General features: G+C 45.8%; 13 protein-coding genes and 6 tRNA genes. 10 read left to right on the top strand and 9 right to left on the bottom strand.

The window, feature by feature from the left end; translation table 11 throughout:
* Nucleotides 1-39 precede the first annotated feature (39 nt).
* Both WKT20_RS05455 and WKT20_RS05450 read left to right on the top strand, forming a co-directional pair.
* Nucleotides 40-933, top strand: a complete 894-nt coding sequence (locus WKT20_RS05455) for a DUF2156 domain-containing protein (protein ID WP_117702684.1) — start codon at nt 40-42, stop codon at nt 931-933.
* Complete coding sequence (locus tag WKT20_RS05450; protein WP_118243127.1) at nt 930-1,955, top strand: GNAT family N-acetyltransferase; 1,026 nt, start codon at nt 930-932, stop codon at nt 1,953-1,955. Before WKT20_RS05455 ends, WKT20_RS05450 begins: the two co-directional genes overlap by 4 nt.
* Nucleotides 1,956-1,957: 2 nt before the next feature.
* Here WKT20_RS05450 and cdaA read toward each other — a convergent pair whose 3' ends face one another.
* Nucleotides 1,958-2,737: a diadenylate cyclase CdaA gene (gene cdaA, locus WKT20_RS05445; RefSeq protein ID WP_007558067.1), complete on the bottom strand. Its 780-nt coding sequence runs from the start codon at nt 2,735-2,737 to the stop codon at nt 1,958-1,960.
* Between the two features lie 32 nt (nt 2,738-2,769).
* Nucleotides 2,770-3,618, bottom strand: a complete 849-nt coding sequence (folP, locus tag WKT20_RS05440; protein WP_340416992.1) for a dihydropteroate synthase — start codon at nt 3,616-3,618, stop codon at nt 2,770-2,772.
* A 205-nt stretch (nt 3,619-3,823) separates the two neighbouring features.
* On the opposite strand from folP, the gene WKT20_RS05435 reads away from it, so the two are divergent.
* The 5 genes from WKT20_RS05435 (at nt 3,824) to WKT20_RS05415 (ending at nt 4,903) form a co-directional block, all read left to right on the top strand.
* Nucleotides 3,824-3,898, top strand: a tRNA-Val gene (locus WKT20_RS05435).
* Between the two features lie 39 nt (nt 3,899-3,937).
* Nucleotides 3,938-4,012: transfer RNA gene (locus WKT20_RS05430), tRNA-Val, on the top strand.
* 22 nt (nt 4,013-4,034) lie between these two features.
* Nucleotides 4,035-4,109: transfer RNA gene (locus WKT20_RS05425), tRNA-Val, on the top strand.
* A 33-nt stretch (nt 4,110-4,142) separates the two neighbouring features.
* Nucleotides 4,143-4,217 (top strand) — tRNA-Val (locus WKT20_RS05420).
* A gap of 44 nt (nt 4,218-4,261) precedes the next feature.
* Nucleotides 4,262-4,903: a helix-turn-helix transcriptional regulator gene (locus WKT20_RS05415; RefSeq protein ID WP_340416991.1), complete on the top strand. Its 642-nt coding sequence runs from the start codon at nt 4,262-4,264 to the stop codon at nt 4,901-4,903.
* A 4-nt stretch (nt 4,904-4,907) separates the two neighbouring features.
* Here the strand turns inward: WKT20_RS05415 and cysK are convergent, their stop codons facing one another.
* From cysK to WKT20_RS05400, 3 genes are all read right to left on the bottom strand, one after another.
* A complete protein-coding gene (cysK, locus tag WKT20_RS05410) occupies nt 4,908-5,855 on the bottom strand; it encodes a cysteine synthase A (protein ID WP_340416990.1) in 948 nt (315 codons plus the stop codon).
* Between the two features lie 114 nt (nt 5,856-5,969).
* Nucleotides 5,970-6,042 (bottom strand) — tRNA-Met (locus WKT20_RS05405).
* Nucleotides 6,043-6,057: 15 nt separating this feature from the next.
* Nucleotides 6,058-6,130: transfer RNA gene (locus WKT20_RS05400), tRNA-Met, on the bottom strand.
* Between the two features lie 242 nt (nt 6,131-6,372).
* Between WKT20_RS05400 and WKT20_RS05395 the strand changes: the two genes are divergently transcribed.
* From WKT20_RS05395 to WKT20_RS05385, 3 genes are all read left to right on the top strand, one after another.
* Complete coding sequence (locus WKT20_RS05395; RefSeq protein WP_007557942.1) at nt 6,373-6,981, top strand: TetR/AcrR family transcriptional regulator; 609 nt, start codon at nt 6,373-6,375, stop codon at nt 6,979-6,981.
* Between the two features lie 16 nt (nt 6,982-6,997).
* A complete protein-coding gene (fabG, locus tag WKT20_RS05390; RefSeq protein WP_007557941.1) occupies nt 6,998-7,744 on the top strand; it encodes a 3-oxoacyl-[acyl-carrier-protein] reductase in 747 nt (248 codons plus the stop codon).
* Nucleotides 7,745-7,827: 83 nt separating this feature from the next.
* Entirely contained in the window at nt 7,828-8,499 is a 672-nt protein-coding gene (locus WKT20_RS05385) for an RluA family pseudouridine synthase (protein WP_117747876.1), read from the top strand.
* Nucleotides 8,500-8,787: 288 nt separating this feature from the next.
* Here WKT20_RS05385 and WKT20_RS05380 read toward each other — a convergent pair whose 3' ends face one another.
* The 4 genes from WKT20_RS05380 to WKT20_RS05365 are packed head-to-tail and all read right to left on the bottom strand — an operon-like array spanning nt 8,788 to nt 15,274.
* Nucleotides 8,788-10,140 carry a sigma-54-dependent transcriptional regulator gene (locus WKT20_RS05380; protein WP_117701892.1) on the bottom strand — a complete coding sequence of 451 codons (1,353 nt, stop codon included), beginning with the start codon at nt 10,138-10,140 and terminating at the stop codon, nt 8,788-8,790.
* 41 nt (nt 10,141-10,181) lie between these two features.
* A complete protein-coding gene (locus WKT20_RS05375; protein WP_340416989.1) occupies nt 10,182-12,710 on the bottom strand; it encodes a hybrid sensor histidine kinase/response regulator in 2,529 nt (842 codons plus the stop codon).
* A 3-nt stretch (nt 12,711-12,713) separates the two neighbouring features.
* Nucleotides 12,714-14,039, bottom strand: coding sequence for an MATE family efflux transporter (locus WKT20_RS05370; protein WP_278454181.1), 1,326 nt, complete (start codon nt 14,037-14,039; stop codon nt 12,714-12,716).
* Entirely contained in the window at nt 14,036-15,274 is a 1,239-nt protein-coding gene (locus WKT20_RS05365) for a M16 family metallopeptidase (RefSeq protein WP_117701895.1), read from the bottom strand. The genes WKT20_RS05370 and WKT20_RS05365 overlap by 4 nt, the downstream gene beginning before the upstream one ends.
* Nucleotides 15,275-15,283 lie beyond the last annotated feature (9 nt).

Here is a 15,283-nt window from a genome sequence, read left to right as displayed (position 1 = left end):
AGATGTAAGTATTTGTTCGAAACAAAAAGAAACACCTATATGATAGCATTTAAACCGATAGACCTGAGTGATAAGGAAACTGTACAGAAATATACGTTGTGCAGTCCACGGCGTAATTGTGATTTGTCGTTTGTGAATCTGTACAGCTGGCGTTTCCTGTATCAGACGGAGATTGCAGAAATGAATGGCTTTTTGCTGTTTCGTTTCTATGTAGACGGACAGCTGGCCTATATGATGCCTGTAGGTGAAGGAAGTGATATTCGTCCGGTGATTGAGGTGTTGATGGAAGATGCAAAAAGTCAAGGCGCTCCTTTCCGTTTGCTAGGTGTATGTGTCAATATGCGTGCAGAGCTGGAAAATGCTTTCCCGGATCGGTTTAATTTTGTATCCGACCGGGATTACGCTGATTACATTTATCTGCGTTCCGACTTGTCCACATTGAAAGGAAAAAAGTTTCAGCCTAAACGAAATCATCTGAATAAGTTCAGGAGTAATTATCCGAATTATACATATAAACCTTTGACTTCCGACTTGACTCCCGCATGTTTGGAACTGGAAACTCAGTGGTGTCGGGCGAATAATTGTGCGGAGAATCAGGCCTTGGAGAGCGAACGTCGCTCCATGACGGCTGCTTTGCAGCATTTGGAGCAATTGGATGTGATTGGAGGAGTGCTTTATGTGGAGGATGAGATTGTGGCCTTTACTTTTGGGACCCCCATCAACCAAACGACTTTCGATACGTGTGTGGAAAAAGCCAATACGGCTGTAGAGGGAGCGTATGCCATGATTAATTATGAGTTTGCCAATCATATTCCTTCACAGTACATCTATATCAACCGGGAGGAAGACTTGGGATTGGAAGGGCTCCGGAAAGCCAAGCTTTCTTATCAGCCGGAAGTGATTCTTGAAAAATACATGGCGGAGTTGAAATGAGTGTGAAAGAGCAGGTCAGAAGGTTATGGGCAACTTGTTTTCATGACTCGGAAGCGTTCATGAATCTTTATTTCGGTTGCCGCTATGCTGATTCCCTGAATGAGTATATGGAATCGGACGGGCAGGTAATAGCTGCTTTGCAACGTATTCCGTATCGGTTGACGTATGAAGGCATGAGTGTGCCGGTTGCTTATATTTCGGGCGCTTGTACGCATCCGGCATATCGAGAGCGGGGAGTGATGCGGAAGTTGCTGGCCCAGGCTCATCAGAGTATGTTTCGGGAAGGGGTTCTGTTCTCCACTTTGATACCTGCGGAAGAGTGGTTGAAAGGTTACTATGCTCGTTCGGGGTATACTCTTTGTTTTCAACGGAGAAAAAAGTTATTAACAGCTTCTTGTTTGCCTGTTGGAAACTTTTTCAATCGGTGGAAATTGGTTGAAATCTCCCCTGAAAGTACTTTGTGCGGGGCTGCTTTCCGTTTTTATGACCATTTTCAGGCTGATTGTGAAAACCGCATACAGCATAATTGGGAAGATTTCCACATCATATTGGCGGATTTACTTTTGTCGGGAGGTCAGTTGTGGGGAGCTGTAGAGGAAGATGAGCTGCAAGGACTTTGCTTCTGTTTGCCAGATGAGGAAAAACTGATAATCAAGGAAGTGGTATGCAGGGATAAGACCGTTGAACACGCTATGCTGCGTGGGTTGTCTTCTCATTACGGTGTAATGGAGTTGGAATGCGATTCTTGCTCCGAGAGTCAGCCTTATGAGTTGGGGATGGCAAGAATCATTCATGTAGAAGCATTGTTCAGATTGTTGGCAGGAATATGGACTGGAAACCATTATTTTAAAGTAGAAGGAGATGAGGCTCTTCCGCAAAATAACGGTTGGCATAACTTGGAAGGAGGGATATATTCCAGAGGTGAATTGAAAGAGCGGACTTATCAAGTGGTTTCTATCGATGAACTTACCCGATTGTTGTTTGACGGAAAGTCTCCTTATATGAATCTGATGCTGGATTGAAGTTACATTCGGTTGTCTGCCGTCAGCATACGTTCCAGTTCTTCTGCCGTTAACTTCAAATGGAACTGTCCGTGGTAGGCAATGGAAATGCCGCCAGTTTCTTCGGATACAATAATGGCCATGGCATCGGTTTCCTGTGATACACCTAAGGCAGCGCGATGGCGAAGTCCTAATTCTTTAGGGATTTCCAGGTTGTGTGAAACCGGAAGGATGCATCCGGCTGCTTTTATCCGTTTGTGACTGATAATCATGGCTCCATCGTGCAACGGGCTGTTCTTGAAGAAGATATTTTCAATGAGACGCTGGTTGATATTGGCATCAATCAGGTCGCCTGTACGGACAATGTCATCCAACGGGAAATCCTTTTCTATTACAATCAGTGCTCCTACCTTTCCTTTACTCATATTCAGGCAGGCCATCACAATGGGCATGATGTCTTCTTTTTCTGTGTCCGTTTTTTTGTTGCCTTTCAGGAAACGGAACAGGCTGTTGCTGCGGTGTCTGGAACCCAATGACAATAGGAAATGACGTATCTCGTCCTGGAACAAGACAATAAGTGCGATAACTCCTACACTCACCAGTTTGTCGAAAATGGAACCTAATAGTCTCATCTGGAGTACCTGTGACACGATTACCCAGATGATAATGAATACCAGGATGCCGATGAAGATATTAATGGAGCCCGACGACTTCATCAGCTTGTAGGACTTGTATAACAGAAAGGCTACCAGCAGAATGTCGAGTATATCTTTGAAACTGAGTATGTAGATGTCGAAAGGCATAATTAAAAGTATGTTGAAGTTCGTGTTTTAAATCATTGGTTTTGCAGGGCATTGAAAATCCTGACGGTTTCTACGGCTGCTTTTACATCATGTACCCTGAGCAGGTTGGCACCTTTCATCAAGGTAATGGCGTGTACGGCAGTTGTTCCGTTTAGGGCATTTTTAGGTCCCCCTCCCAATAATTTATAAATCATCGATTTGCGTGATACTCCTACAAGTATCGGAAGTTGGAATATGGAGAACTCTTCCAGTTTATTCAGTATGTCATAATTATGCTCCAGGGTTTTTCCGAAACCAAATCCCGGATCTATAATAAGGTCTTTTACGCCTGCTGCCCGGAGTTTCTCGATTTTTTCAGCAAAATAAAGGATGATTTCTTTAACCGGATGCTGGTAATGCGGATTCTTTTGCATGTTTTGTGGATTTCCCTGCATGTGCATCATGATGTAGGGCACTTTCAATTTTGCTACAATGGAAAACATGTTTGCATCCAAGTCGCCGGCAGAAATGTCATTGATGATTGCCGTACCGTATTCTTCTACGCACATTCGGGCTACGTCGGCACGGAAGGTGTCGACAGAAACAATGGCATCAGGGAACTCTCTTCGGATAACTTGTAAACCGTGTTTTAGTCGTTGCATTTCTTCTTCTGGAGATACATCTTCGGCTTCTGAGCGTGAAGAATAGGCGCCAATGTCAATAATGCGGCCTCCCTCCTCTATAATCTGATGTACCCGATTGATAATATCTTCTTCCGCTTGTTTACGGCTGTCAGCATAAAAAGAATCGGGGGTTACATTGAGGATGCCCATCACCTGAGGATGGGATAAGTCCATCAGTTCTCCGTTGACATTGATGTATTTTGCAAACGTTTCTTCCATTTGTTTTTCCTTCATTTTAGCCTTGCAAAGTTACGTACAATAATTTGATTTGTGTGGGTTCTTTCTTGCGAATTTTCCTTGCTGGATGGATTTTTACCTCCTTCGGTGTGCTCTTTTTTCACTTTTTGATAAAAAAACGACTCAAAAGTTTGCAGATTACAAATTTAGTTGTACCTTTGCAACCGCAATTGAGAACGAGACTATCGGGCGTTTAGCTCAGCTGGTTCAGAGCATCTGCCTTACAAGCAGAGGGTCGGCGGTTCGAATCCGTCAACGCCCACTTAACGAATTTCTCGTAAATCATTGCTTTTTCTTTTTGGGGCGTTTAGCTCAGCTGGTTCAGAGCATCTGCCTTACAAGCAGAGGGTCGGCGGTTCGAATCCGTCAACGCCCACCTCCAAAAAGAAAGATTATTCGGGCGTTTAGCTCAGCTGGTTCAGAGCATCTGCCTTACAAGCAGAGGGTCGGCGGTTCGAATCCGTCAACGCCCACACCGAAATATAATTGTCAACTTTCCCCCTATTGGGCGTTTAGCTCAGCTGGTTCAGAGCATCTGCCTTACAAGCAGAGGGTCGGCGGTTCGAATCCGTCAACGCCCACTTCAAGCTTCGCAATTTTGCGGAGCTTTCTTTTTTTAACTTATATGCAAACATTAATTCTGGCAGATAACCAAGATGTGACTCGTTATGGTATGAAGGCTATTGCTGCCGGATTGTATCCGGTATGTGCTTATGTGGAAGCTTTGGATTGGAAGTCCTTGGCGGAATCGTTGGCTGAGTATCCTGAAGCATGTGTGGTGCTGGATTATACCTTGCTTGATTGTTCGGTGGAACAGTTGCTGGTATTGCATGAGCGTTTTCCGAAGGCTGACTTTGTATTGTTTAGTGACCAGTTGGGGCGTGATTTTGTGCGTAGAATGCTGCTTGCGGGCTCGTCATTTCATGTGTTGATGAAGGATGCGCCGTTGGCGGAAGTGAATCAATGTCTGCGTGATGTGAATGGAGGGTGTCAATTTGTTTGTGGTAAGGCGAAGGATCTGCTTCGTGAGGAAGAAAAGGAGCAAAATAGAATGGCCCCACTGACGCAGACGGAGAAAGAGATTCTACGTGCTATGGCGCTGGGGAAGAGTACAAAAGAGATTGCAGCAGAGCGTTTTCTGAGTGTATATACGGTGGCGACCCATCGTAAGAATATTTTCCGGAAACTGGAAGTAAACAATGCGCACGAAGCAATTCGTTATGCGCTCCGTGCGGGAATTGTCAATACGGTAGAATATTGTATTTGATTTGTTAAAGAGGATATTCTTCAAATGCGAATAGTGCTGTAGATAAATATCGTTCACCGGTATCAGGAAGTAGTACTACGATATTCTTTCCGGCATACTCCGGTTGTGAGGCTACTTGCAGGGCAGCATAGGTGGCTGCTCCCGCGGAAATACCCGTTAACAGTCCTTCTTTGAGAGAAAGTTCTCTTCCTGTACGGATGGCGTCATCATCGGTTATGCGGATGATTCTGTCTACTACATTTCGATTGAATGTTTTGGGGATAAATCCGGCACCGATACCCTGTATCTTGTGCATGCCGGGTTTCTCTCCTGAAAGAGCGGCGGATGAATCCGGTTCTACACCGATAATCTCAATTTGTGGATTATGCTGTTTCAAGCCTTCGCCTACTCCGCTTAATGTTCCTCCTGTGCCTACTCCGGCGATGAATACATCTACTTTGCCGTCCATGTCTTCCCATATTTCCTGTGCGGTGGTATGTATATGTGTACGAGGATTTGCGGGATTCTCAAACTGTTGCAGGATGACTGCTCCAGGAATATTGTCTCTCAGCTCGTTGGCTTTTTCAATGGCTCCGCTCATGCCTTTACTTCCTGGGGTAAGGACAAGTTGCGCTCCTAACGCTTTCAGCAGGTTTTGCCGTTCTATACTCATGGTTTCCGGCATGGTGAGTATGGCTTTGTAGCCTTTTACGCTGGCTACCCATGCCAGACCTACACCGGTATTTCCACTGGTGGGCTCAATGATGGTGGCTCCTTCTTTCAAAAGGCCTCTTTTTTCCGCATCTTCAATCATAGCCAATGCAATGCGGTCTTTTACGCTGCCGCCGGGATTGAAGTATTCTAACTTGGCGATAATACGTGCTTGGGTATTATGGGCCTTTTCTAAACGTTCAAGTTCCAGTAGGGGAGTATGTCCGATAAGTTCTGTAAGTTGTTTTTTTACCTGTGCCATAATTGCTTTATTTTTTTCTTTTGGGCAAAGGTAGGAGGAAAAGAGAGTGGAGGCAATACCCTTTTTAGGGTATATTATGGCATAAAAAAGAGAAACCTGAAGTTTCTCTCCTAGTTGCGGAGGCCTGACTCGAACAGACGACCTTTGGGTTATGAGCCCAACGAGCTACCAACTGCTCCACTCCGCGATGTTTTGTTTGTAGTTGCGGAGGCCTGACTCGAACAGACGACCTTTGGGTTATGAGCCCAACGAGCTACCAACTGCTCCACTCCGCGATGTTTATTTCTTAAATGCGGTGCAAAGGTACGGAGATAAATCCATATAAACAAATCTTTATGCGAAAAATATAGAAAGGTTTGCTTTTGTTTAGAATAATAAAGATTCCAAGTCGTATAATTGAAAAATAGGAAGAAAGGTAAGAGGCTTTTTTCAAATGAATTTGACACCTTATATTTGTGTAGTATGAAGAAAAACAGTACTTTTGCTCAGATTTTTATCAGTTGTGCAATAAGGAAAGATGACAGTATTAAAGACGAGAGCCAAATTGGTAGACGTTGCCCGACAACTTTTTGCGAAGAAGGGGGTGGAAGATACCACGATGAATGACATTGCCCAAGCTTCAAAGAAAGGAAGGCGGACCTTGTACACTTACTTTAAGAGTAAGGAACAGATTTACATGGCTGTGGTTGAGTCGGAACTGGAGATGCTTTCCACTCAGATGGAGAAAGCGGCAAGCAAGCCGGTATCTCCGGATAAGAAAATTCTGGAACTGATTATGACCCATCTGGATGCGATAAAAATGGTGGTATATCGTAATGGAACGTTGAGAGCCGATTTCTTTCGGGATATTTGGAGGGTAGAAGCCATGCGAAAGGAGTTCGACCGGAAGGAGACAGCGTTGTTTCGTCGCGTACTGCATGAGGGAAAGGAACTGAACCTTTTCGATATAGACAATGTGGAGATCACAGCTGATATTTTGCATTATTGTATAAAAGGTATTGAAGTGCCCTATATTCGCGGTCAGATAGGCGAAGAGCTGGACGATGAAACGGGATGGCGCTATGTGGCCAAGATTGTGTATGGCGCATTAGGGTGCAAGAAAAAAGAAAATAATCATATCGTTTAATTAAAAAATAAAGAAAATGGGATTATTAACTGGAAAGACGGCTATTGTTACCGGTGCTGCACGTGGTATTGGTAAGGCCATTGCATTGAAGTTTGCTGCAGAAGGAGCAAACATTGCCTTTACGGATTTGGTTATTGATGAAAACGGCCAGAATACAGAAAAGGAAATTGCTGCTTATGGCGTAAAAGTAAAAGGATATGCTTCAAATGCCGCAAGCTTTGAAGATACTGCAAAGGTGGTAGAACAGATTCATAATGACTTTGGTTCTGTTGATATCCTGGTGAACAATGCAGGTATTACAAAAGACGGTCTGATGATGCGTATGAGCGAAGGACAGTGGGATGCTGTGATTGCAGTCAACTTGAAATCTGCTTTCAACTTCATCCATGCATGTACACCGATTATGATGCGTCAGAAACAGGGAAGCATTATCAACATGGCTTCAGTAGTAGGTGTACACGGTAATGCAGGACAGTGCAACTATTCAGCTTCTAAGGCTGGTATGATTGGTCTGGCTAAGTCTATTGCACAGGAATTGGGTTCTCGCGGTATCCGTGCCAATGCCATTGCTCCGGGCTTCATCATTACAGAAATGACTGCTAAGTTATCTGATGAAGTGAAGGCTGAATGGAACAAACGTATTCCTTTGCGTCGTGGCGGTACACCGGAAGATGTAGCTAACATCGCTCTGTTCCTGGCTTCTGACATGTCTTCATACGTATCAGGACAGGTCATCCAGGTTGACGGTGGTATGAACATGTAATGTAATAATGTTAGTATAGAGTGAAGAATGGGGAATAGGGGAGAGTTTTCTTCAGTATTCTCTGTTCTTCATTTTTTTTGTGTATGACAGTAGTTTACGAAGATAATCACATCATAGTAGTCAACAAGACTGCTTCAGAAATAGTACAGGGCGATAAGACCGGCGATATTCCCTTGTCGGAAACCGTGAAGCAATATCTGAAAGAGAAATATGCCAAACCGGGAAACGTTTTTTTGGGGGTTACTCACCGACTGGACCGTCCGGTAAGCGGACTGGTGGTATTTGCCAAGACCAGCAAGGCATTGAGCCGTCTGAACGAGATGTTCCGTAATGGCGAAGTAAAGAAAACGTATTGGGCTATTGTAAAGCAACAGCCTAAAGAAACGGAAGGAGAACTGGTGCACTATCTGGTCAGAAACGAAAGGCAGAATAAGTCGTATGCCTACGATAAGGAAGTGAAAAATTCCAAGAAGGCTGTACTGAACTATCGTTTGATTGGTCGTTCAGAAAACTATTATCTGTTGGAAGTAGATTTGAAGACCGGACGCCATCATCAGATACGCTGTCAGCTGGCGAAGATGGGATGTCCAATTAAAGGTGATTTGAAATACGGTTTTCCGCGTTCTAACCCAGATGGAAGTATCTGCTTGCATGCCCGTAGGGTACGCTTTATTCATCCGGTGTCCAAAGAACCGATAGATTTGGTAGCTCCTCTTCCTGCAGGCAATCTGTGGAATGGTTTCGGTATGGAATAAAAATAAGAAGGAAACGCTTCACAGCGTCCCCTTCTTTTAACACATAGGCATCTTCATTTTATCTGAGATTGTAAAATAATTGAGAATTCAATTAAATGAGGTAAACAATCTCTGAACTTTATTCTATGGGGTTGGGTTTAGCCTAGTTTGTTTTGGTTGTTCATTGTCTTTGTTTATCTATAAGTAAACAAACAAAACCCGTGCCAAACTCGTAGAAAGCCTTGTAGAAGGGATTCTTATACAGAAGCTGCGGAATAATTGTGGAACGTGTGGAAATTTTCCACACGTTTATTGTGGAATTTGATAGAGCTTTAATTTGTTGTATAAAGTTTTCCGGTCAATTCCCAATAATGTAGCTGCTTTGGTTTTATTATTTCCGGTTTGTTGCAACGCTTTTAAAATCCGGTGTTTTTCGGTTTCTTCATCATGCAGGGCGAAAGTTTCTTCCATTTCCGGATTTTCGCATACCGTTTTCCGTTCGTTTATTTCTTCTCCTAAATCTTTAGCCGTGATAAATTCACCTTGAGCCAGCAAGGTAGCCCGTTTGACCACATTCTTCAGCTGGCGCAGGTTACCCGGCCATGGATATTTCTGCATAGCTTCACTGGCTTCTGCATCGAATCCTATCAATGTACGTTCCAGCTCATGGTTGGCCTGGTCCAGAAAGAAGTTAGCAAACAGCAGAATATCTTCCGGACGTTCTTTCAAGGAAGGCATCTGTAGTGTAAACTCATTGATACGATGATATAAATCTTCACGAAAATTTCCTTTTGCAATGGCCTCTTTCAGGTTTTCATTCGTAGCGCTGATAAGACGAACATCTACTTCGATTTCTTTGGTAGAACCAATTCGGCGGATACGTCGTTCCTGCAATGCACGTAACAATTGTACCTGCACTTCGTAGCTGAGGTTCCCGATTTCATCCAAAAATAATGTACCTCCATTGGCCTCTTCAAATGCACCGGCTTTATCATTCAAGGCACCGGTAAACGAACCTTTCACATGACCAAAGAATTCAGAAGCCGCCAGATCCTTAGGGATAGAACCGCAGTCAATGGCGATGAAAGGCTTTTCCGAACGTTTGCTCAATTGGTGAATGCGGTGGGCCACATATTCTTTTCCGGTTCCGCTGGCTCCATTAATCAGTACCGACATTTGTGTAGGAGCTACCAGTCCTACGTAGTTGTATAATTTTCGAGCCTCTTCACTTTCTCCTTCCAGAAAACCATGAGCTGTTTGTGCAGCGTTTTTTTCTTTTCCGCTTTCTGCAGGAGTTTTCTCCTGATGAATAGCTTCTTTGATTTTTTTCAGTAATTCGTCAGGTTGTACCGGTTTCGAAATATAATCAGTGGCTCCTTCCTTCATGGCGCGTACGGCACTTTGAATTTCCGCATAGCTGGTCATGATGATGAAGGGCACCTGATTGCCCTGCTCACGAAGCCATGACAGCAGGCTTAGTCCGTCCTGGTCGGGAAGACGCAAATCAGACAAGATAAGGTCGAAGTCGCGGGTGCCAATCTGCTTACGTGCCTTGGCCTGCGTACTTGCTGTCTCCACTTCGAACCCTTTTTTCCTCAGCCATGTTTTTAGCATGGTAGAAAAAGTCAAATCATCCTCAACGATTAAAATAGACGGAACCATGTGATTTTTTGTTTAATTGATTTTACAAAGATACTATATTTTTACGATCCCCTTTCTATGTCTTTTAATATTTTGCATGCAAGCACCTGCTTTGTTTCTGCAATAACGGCTTCTGCCGCTTGTTCTGCTTCCGGGGTATAGGTCTGTGTGCCGCGTTGCTGCTCCAGCCATTTCAACATAGGAATGGCCTTTTGTGCTTCAATCATCAGGAAGGTAGGCAGCATTTTGTGGGCGGTGGCACACAAGGCTTCCATATCTTTGTTACTGATGGCAGTTTGTAACTTTTCCATATTTTTTTGTGTTTCCTGTGCAAAGGTGCGCAGAATCTCTTTGGCAGCTTCCGGGTCATCCTCCGAGAAAGCCGTCAGCGGAGAAAAGTTATAAGGCTGGTCTGTGTGTGGCGAAGTTTCGTGGGCTTCCTTCTGAACCGGCGAGGTGTCAGGTATATTGTCCGATACGGTGAGGTGGGGCAGTGCATTTTTTACCACCTTCTTCAGTTCAGACTGGTTAAAAGGTTTCTGCAACATGCCGGCAAATCCTTTTTGTTGAAAATCATTCTCATTCATATCCCCTCGGGCTGTGATGGCAATGACCGGAATGGACTGGGCCTGGGCAAAATTCTGGTTACGAAGGTGATGAAGCAGTTCAAATCCGTTCATGGCAGGCATCTGAATGTCCGTAAATACTAGATCGAACGTACGGTTCTTGAGTTGTTCGATAAGCTCTTCCGGCTGTTCGCAGCATACCGTTTCTACTTTGAAGCCTTTCACTTCTTCTGCGGCATTATGTAGCATGGCTTCCGTCAAATGCATTTGTATCCGGTCGTCATCGATAATGGCAATTCTCAGATGGATTTTAGGAAGAGTAATGGCCGGTTCCTTTGAGCCGGGAGCTGGTTTGGGTGAAATGGAAGGTAAAGGCATGGATACCTTGAACGTACTACCTTTTCCGGGAGCACTTTCGATGTCTATTCTTCCTAACAGAAGCTCTACCAGCTTGCGGGTGATAGATAATCCCAGTCCAAATCCTTCCTGTCCTTGTGCACTGCTCAGGCGGGTGAATTCTTTGAATATGCGTTCCTGTTCACTGGCTGTCATGCCGCATCCGGTATCGGATACGCAGAACACAAACTGATTACCGTGGTATTCTGCCTGTAGGGTAATACCTCCTGCGGCTGTAAATTTCAGGGCATTCGATAGCAGATTTTCCACAATCTGGCGTATGCGGAACGGATCACCTTCCAGGGTGAGAGTTTCCGGAAGTTTTTCCTTGAAATCCAGTTGCAGTTGCTTCTTTTCTGCTAAGGGCAGGAAACTGTTATAAATATCTGTCAGTAGTTCGTGTGGATTGAAGGCTACCGGATGCAAGTCCATCTTACCTGCTTCCAGGCGGTGGTAATCCAGCAAAGAAGTGACGAGTGCCAGTAGGTGTTGTGCCGAACTTTTCATGTTCGACAAATAAAACTGCTGTCGCCGGTCGTTCACCAGGCGGATGAGCAGGTCGATGTAGCCGATGATGGAACCTGCGGGGGCCTTGATGTCATGGGTGATGGTCAGCATCAACTTTTCACGGGCTACCAGCAAGTTCTCGGCATACGACTTCGCTTTTTCCAGTTCCCGTCGGTAATGGTTGTTGCGGGTGATGTCGCGTGCAATGACAATGGAGAATACCAGTACCAGTACAAAGGCGGCAATGGCAATCTTGGCCATGGTTTCAGCGGCTTCTTTCCGTATCTCTTCCTCCTGCATCAGTTTGGTGCGGGCGGCTTCCTGTTCATCGTGTTCAATGTTTTCCAGCAACTGGTTGACACGCTGACTCAGCCCACTTCCAATGACGCGCAGGCTGCTGATGCGGGTGTTTAGCATCTCGGTTTCCTTTTGTCGGGTCTGAAATACCTTGTGCTGAATGCCTGTAATCATGCTGCTGATGGTATCTATCGGACTGTACACTTCATCCAGGGTATCCGTGTATTCCTCCTGAATCACGTTGCTCACCTGGGTGGAATCTTCTTTTCCAGGTGCGAATACGTCAGCCAGCCTCTTGAAGAATCCTTTCTTCTTGTGATGAATGGTGTAGGAGTTATGGTGCGTAATGACTTTTCTGCGTATGTGTGGCGTACTGAGCAAAGAATCCTGTTGAGCTATCAGGCTGTCGAGCTGTTCCTGATATATCTGGTCGGTCGGTGTATTCCGCATGGCTTCCAGCACCGCATACATATTCCATTGCTTGTTCTGTAACAAGGTCCTTACGGTGTCCAGACGGGCTTGCTGCAGAGTGTCTGTCAGAATCGTTTCCAGTGTATCAATCGAAGCGTTCACTTCTTTCATCGCTTTCAAGTAGTGATAATACTCGTTCAGCTTTCCGGTGCGGAGAGTCTGCCCGATGATTTCCGCGTCATACAGCTGGCTGATGATGCGGTGAGTGATGTGGCGCCGGTGGTCGAGCTGGTCTCTCAGGCTGGTAGGAGTAGTCAGCAGGTTCATCTGCTGCATGGTATAGGTAAAAGCTCCTATCAGAAGCCCCACCAGCAATATGTAGCCGATAACGATTTTGAAAGAAGTGGAGAACATGGTTTAGCGGATAGGTTTCGTTTTATATCTGAATCGCAGGTAATACATGATTCCGGCACTGGTAAGTCCGAAAGGAAAAGCCGCCCAGATACCGATGGCTCCCCAGCCACAGACAAATCCGAAGAGATAGCCTGCAGGTAAGGAAATCAGGAAATAGGCGATGAACGAGAACAACATCATGGGGCGTACGTCGGCAATACCTCGCAGCGCATTGGCAAAATTGATTTGCAATCCGTCGCCAAACTGATACAGCAGGAAGGGGATAATCAGTTGTGCCACCATCAGACTGACAGCTTCGTCGTTGGTAAACCAGCCGCCGATGTAGTGGCGGAGCAGGAAGATAGGTATACCTGTGATGACAATCATGGCTAGGATGATATGGAATCCGCTTTTGGCCGTGTGGCGTACATTCTCCAGGTCGTTCTGCCCGAAGAAATAGCTGATGCGTACCGATACGGCCGAGCCCATGCCGTAGTACATCATGAAGCAGACCTGCGATACTGCCATCATGATTTGATACGAGGCAAGTGCGGTACTTCCCAGCCAGCCCACCATGATAGCACTGAGGCTGAAAGAGGCCGTTTCCATTCCCATTTGTCCGGCGATGGGCCATCCTAATTTGTTCAGCAAGCCGAAATCGGACTTGTTGAGGCTGCCCTGTGCAAATCCTTTTCGGAAGGTGGCATAACGTGAGGTTCCGAAAAAGAGAATCAGGTAGGTGATAACCATCAGGATGCGTGAAGTCAGGGTGGCAATTCCGGCTCCCAACAATCCTAATTCCGGAAATCCGGCCTTTCCGTAGATCAGAAGGTAGTTTCCTATGATATTCAGCACGTTGCCTCCTAGCAGAATCCACATGGAGATACGTGTGTCGGTAATTCCGTCGGTAAATTGCTTGAAACCGTTGAACCACAGCACGAAAGGAAGTGAAGCCAGCAATACGAGGTAATACGGCCGCATGGTGGGAAGCAGTTCTTTCGGTTGTCCTAATTTATCAATGTTCCAATAAAGCACCGCCATGACCAGACACACGATTGCGGCCAGCAGCGTATTGGCTGCCAGACTGTTTTTCAGGGTACGCCCGACTTCTTCACAACGGTTTTGTCCGAACAGGCTGCCCACGATAGGGGTTAGTCCGTAACTGAAACCCGTACTGAAAATAATCGCTAAATTGAACATGTTGTTCACAAAGCTGGCTGCCGCCAGTTCATGCGTACTGTGATGCCCAATCATCAATGTGTCGGCAAAGCCTAAGATGATGACGCCAATCTGTCCGATGACAATGGGAATGCCCAGCCAGAGGAGTGCACGGTAATTTGAATGTCTCATGAAATAGCCTTATAGTAGAGTATGCTGCAATTTTCGGGAACGAAGCAACGGGTCGAAGTCGTCTGAATCTGTTCGGCAGTTACGGCACGGTATTTTCCTACCTCCTCGTTGATGTCTTCTGCTTTTCCTGTCAGTTCAAAGAAAGCCAGATTAGTTGCCACGTTCAGGTAGTTGATGTTGTTGAAAATCTGTTCGCTTTCGTAGCGGTTCTTTACCTTTTCCAGTTCCTGTTCGCTCACTGGTACAGTCTTCATTTTCTCTAGTTCCTTCCAGATGGCCTCTTCTGCCTGTTCCAGAGAAACACCTTCTACCGGTTTACCGGTGACATGAAGCAACCCTTCATCCAGGCTGCCTGAAATATAGGCATCGATGGAAGTAAACAGTTTCTGTTCCTGCACCAACGATTGGATGAACCGTGAAGAACGACCGTTCGACAGAATATCGGTAATCATGTCGTACACGTAATAATCCGGATGCATGCGGTTGGACATGTGGAAAGCCATGTAGATGGCATCTACCGGTACCTTCCGTTCCACCGTCTTGCGGCGTACAGCCGTCTGGGGCTTTTCAGCCGGAAGCTGCCGGGGAGAAATGTTCCGTGCCGGAATCGGCCCGAACCATTTCTCTGCCAGCCGGATGGTTTCTTCGAACGAGATATGTCCCGTTACGGCCAGGATGGCATTGTTCGGTGCATAAAAACGGTAGAAAAAGTCTTTCACTTCCTCCAGTGTAGCCTGAGCGATGTGTGCAATTTCCTTTCCGATGGTCGGCCAGCGGTATGGATGCGATTCGTATGCCAGTTCACGCAACAGGTGCGATGCATCCCCGTAGGGCTGGTTCAGGTTGCGCTGCTTGAACTCCTCAATCACCACCTGGCGCTGCACTTCCAGACTTTTCGGACTGAAATCCAGGCTGAGCATGCGGTCGCTTTCCAGCCAGAATCCTGTTTCTACGTTCTGGTGCGGCAGGGTGATGTAATAGTTGGTAATGTCGTTGTTGGTCCAGGCATTGTTTTCCCCTCCGGCATTCTGCACAGGAGTATCATAATCGGGGATATGAAGGGAGCCTCCGAACATCAGGTGCTCGAACAGATGGGCAAATCCCGTGTGCGACGGGTCTTCATCGCGGGCTCCCACGTCGTACAACAAGTTGAGGGCGACCATTTGTGTGGAGTCGTCCTCATTGTGTACAATCCGCAGCCCGTTAGCCAGTGTATAACGGTTTACTTGAATCATGCGGAAATC

This window comes from Phocaeicola sp. ICN-14070, from assembly GCF_037892625.1.
Classification (GTDB): domain Bacteria; phylum Bacteroidota; class Bacteroidia; order Bacteroidales; family Bacteroidaceae; genus Phocaeicola; species Phocaeicola plebeius.
The sequence above is the reverse complement of the archived record's forward strand: the minus strand, read 5'-3'. Positions and strand labels throughout refer to the sequence as shown.

What these genes read in the sequence shown, in the direction of transcription:
- WKT20_RS05455 (WP_117702684.1), top strand. Translation starts at nt 40, where the DNA reads ATGATAGCATTTAAACCGATAGACCTGAGTGATAAGGAAACTGTACAG.
- WKT20_RS05450 (WP_118243127.1), top strand. Translation starts at nt 930, where the DNA reads ATGAGTGTGAAAGAGCAGGTCAGAAGGTTATGGGCAACTTGTTTTCAT.
- cdaA (WP_007558067.1), bottom strand. Translation starts at nt 2,737, where the DNA reads ATGCCTTTCGACATCTACATACTCAGTTTCAAAGATATACTCGACATT.
- folP (WP_340416992.1), bottom strand. Translation starts at nt 3,618, where the DNA reads ATGGAAGAAACGTTTGCAAAATACATCAATGTCAACGGAGAACTGATG.
- WKT20_RS05415 (WP_340416991.1), top strand. Translation starts at nt 4,262, where the DNA reads ATGCAAACATTAATTCTGGCAGATAACCAAGATGTGACTCGTTATGGT.
- cysK (WP_340416990.1), bottom strand. Translation starts at nt 5,855, where the DNA reads ATGGCACAGGTAAAAAAACAACTTACAGAACTTATCGGACATACTCCC.
- WKT20_RS05395 (WP_007557942.1), top strand. Translation starts at nt 6,373, where the DNA reads ATGACAGTATTAAAGACGAGAGCCAAATTGGTAGACGTTGCCCGACAA.
- fabG (WP_007557941.1), top strand. Translation starts at nt 6,998, where the DNA reads ATGGGATTATTAACTGGAAAGACGGCTATTGTTACCGGTGCTGCACGT.
- WKT20_RS05385 (WP_117747876.1), top strand. Translation starts at nt 7,828, where the DNA reads ATGACAGTAGTTTACGAAGATAATCACATCATAGTAGTCAACAAGACT.
- WKT20_RS05380 (WP_117701892.1), bottom strand. Translation starts at nt 10,140, where the DNA reads ATGGTTCCGTCTATTTTAATCGTTGAGGATGATTTGACTTTTTCTACC.
- WKT20_RS05375 (WP_340416989.1), bottom strand. Translation starts at nt 12,710, where the DNA reads ATGTTCTCCACTTCTTTCAAAATCGTTATCGGCTACATATTGCTGGTG.
- WKT20_RS05370 (WP_278454181.1), bottom strand. Translation starts at nt 14,039, where the DNA reads ATGAGACATTCAAATTACCGTGCACTCCTCTGGCTGGGCATTCCCATT.
- WKT20_RS05365 (WP_117701895.1), bottom strand. Translation starts at nt 15,274, where the DNA reads ATGATTCAAGTAAACCGTTATACACTGGCTAACGGGCTGCGGATTGTA.